The organism is Arthrobacter sp. ov407, assembly GCF_900102895.1.
In the GTDB taxonomy this organism is placed as follows: domain Bacteria; phylum Actinomycetota; class Actinomycetes; order Actinomycetales; family Micrococcaceae; genus Arthrobacter.
The window spans coordinates 1-2,498 of the sequence record NZ_FNGD01000024.1; the positions used below are offsets into that span (position 1 = coordinate 1).

At 55.4% G+C, this 2,498-nt stretch carries 1 rRNA gene; it reads right to left on the minus strand.

The window, feature by feature from the left end:
* Nucleotides 1-3: 3 nt before the first annotated feature.
* Nucleotides 4-2,498, minus strand: a 23S ribosomal RNA gene (locus tag BLS42_RS19815); the annotation flags it as partial.

The following is a 2,498-nucleotide window of genomic DNA, read 5'->3' on the forward strand; positions in this document are numbered from 1 at the left end:
TGTGTGGTGTAAGTTATCGGCCTATTAGTACCGGTCAGCTTCACGAGTCGTTAGTCCTCGCTTCCACATCCGGCCTATCAACCCAGTGGTCTGGCTGGGGGCCTCTCACACACAAGGTGTATGGAAATCTCATCTCGAAGCGAGCTTCCCGCTTAGATGCTTTCAGCGGTTATCCCATCCGAACGTAGCTAATCAGCGGTGCACTTGGCAGTACAACTGACACACCAGAGGTTCGTCCGTCCCGGTCCTCTCGTACTAAGGACAGCCCTTCTCAAATTTCCTGCGCGCGCAGCGGATAGGGACCGAACTGTCTCACGACGTTCTAAACCCAGCTCGCGTACCGCTTTAATGGGCGAACAGCCCAACCCTTGGGACCTACTCCAGCCCCAGGATGCGACGAGCCGACATCGAGGTGCCAAACCATGCCGTCGATATGGACTCTTGGGCAAGATCAGCCTGTTATCCCCGAGGTACCTTTTATCCGTTGAGCGACGGCCATTCCACAATGTACCGCCGGATCACTAGTCCCGACTTTCGTCCCTGCTCGAGATGTCTCTCTCACAGTCAAGCTCCCTTGTGCACTTACACTCGACACCTGATTGCCAACCAGGCTGAGGGAACCTTTGGGCGCCTCCGTTACTTTTTAGGAGGCAACCGCCCCAGTTAAACTACCCATCAGGCACTGTCCCTGACCCGGATTACGGGCCGAAGTTAGATGTCCAAAGTGACCAGAGTGGTATTTCAACGATGACTCCACCCGAACTGGCGTCCGGGCTTCAACGTCTCCCACCTATCCTACACAAGCCACTCCGAACACCAATACCAAACTATAGTAAAGGTCTCGGGGTCTTTCCGTCCTGCTGCGCGTAACGAGCATCTTTACTCGTACTGCAATTTCGCCGAGTTTATGGTTGAGACAGCGGGGAAGTCGTTACTCCATTCGTGCAGGTCGGAACTTACCCGACAAGGAATTTCGCTACCTTAGGATGGTTATAGTTACCACCGCCGTTTACTGGGGCTTAAATTCTCAGCTTCGCCTTGCGGCTAACCGGTCCTCTTAACCTTCCAGCACCGGGCAGGAGTCAGTCCGTATACATCGTCTTGCGACTTCGCACGGACCTGTGTTTTTAGTAAACAGTCGCTTCCCCCTGGTCTCTGCGGCCCCGATCCCCTCCCACCAGCAAGTGGTGTTCAAGGTTGGGGCCCCCCTTCTCCCGAAGTTACGGGGGCATTTTGCCGAGTTCCTTAACCATAATTCTCTCGATCGCCTTAGTATTCTCTACCTGATCACCTGTGTCGGTTTGGGGTACGGGCGGCTAAAACCTCGCGTCGATGCTTTTCTCGGCAGCATAGGATCACCGAATCCCCCCATACGGGGGTCCCGTCAGATCTCAGGCATCATGAACGGCGGATTTGCCTACCGTTCGCCCTACATCCTTAGACCGGGACAACCATCGCCCGGCTCGGCTACCTTCCTGCGTCACACCTGTTAATACGCTTGCCTCCCAGGATCAGGTCCCGCGCTCCACCAAAACCCTTCACCCCCGAAGGGATGTCAGGCAGGTTTCGGGCGGTTAGTGTCCCCTGTTCAGCATGGGCGGTTTTTCGCCGGTACGGGAATATCAACCCGTTGTCCATCGACTACGCCTGTCGGCCTCGCCTTAGGTCCCGACTTACCCAGGGCAGATTAGCTTGACCCTGGAACCCTTGATCATCCGGCGGACGGGTTTCTCACCCGTCTTTCGCTACTCATGCCTGCATTCTCACTCGTGTAGGCTCCACCGCTGGTTTCCACCGCGACTTCACTGCCCACACGACGCTCCCCTACCACTCCAGACGCCTGAACCAACCCACAAGGGGCGGCTTAGCTAATATCTGAAATCCACAACTTCGGCGGTGTACTTGAGCCCCGCTACATTGTCGGCGCGGAATCACTTGACCAGTGAGCTATTACGCACTCTTTTAAGGATGGCTGCTTCTAAGCCAACCTCCTGGTTGTCTTCGCAACTCCACATCCTTTCCCACTTAGCACACGCTTAGGGGCCTTAGTTGGTGGTCTGGGCTGTTTCCCTCTCGACTATGAAGCTTATCCCCCACAGTCTCACTGCTGCGCTCTCACTTACCGGCATTCGGAGTTTGGCTGACGTCAGTAACCTTGTAGGGCCCATTAGCCATCCAGTAGCTCTACCTCCGGTAAGAAACACGCAACGCTGCACCTAAATGCATTTCGGGGAGAACCAGCTATCACGAAGTTTGATTGGCCTTTCACCCCTACCCACAGCTCATCCCCTCCATTTTCAACTGAAGTGGGTTCGGTCCTCCACGACGTCTTACCGTCGCTTCAACCTGGCCATGGGTAGATCACTTCGCTTCGGGTCTAGATCACGCCACTGCAACGCCCTATTCAGACTCGCTTTCGCTACGGCTTCCCCACACGGGTTAACCTCGCGACGTAACACTAACTCGCAGGCTCATTCTTCAAAAGGCACGCCGTCACC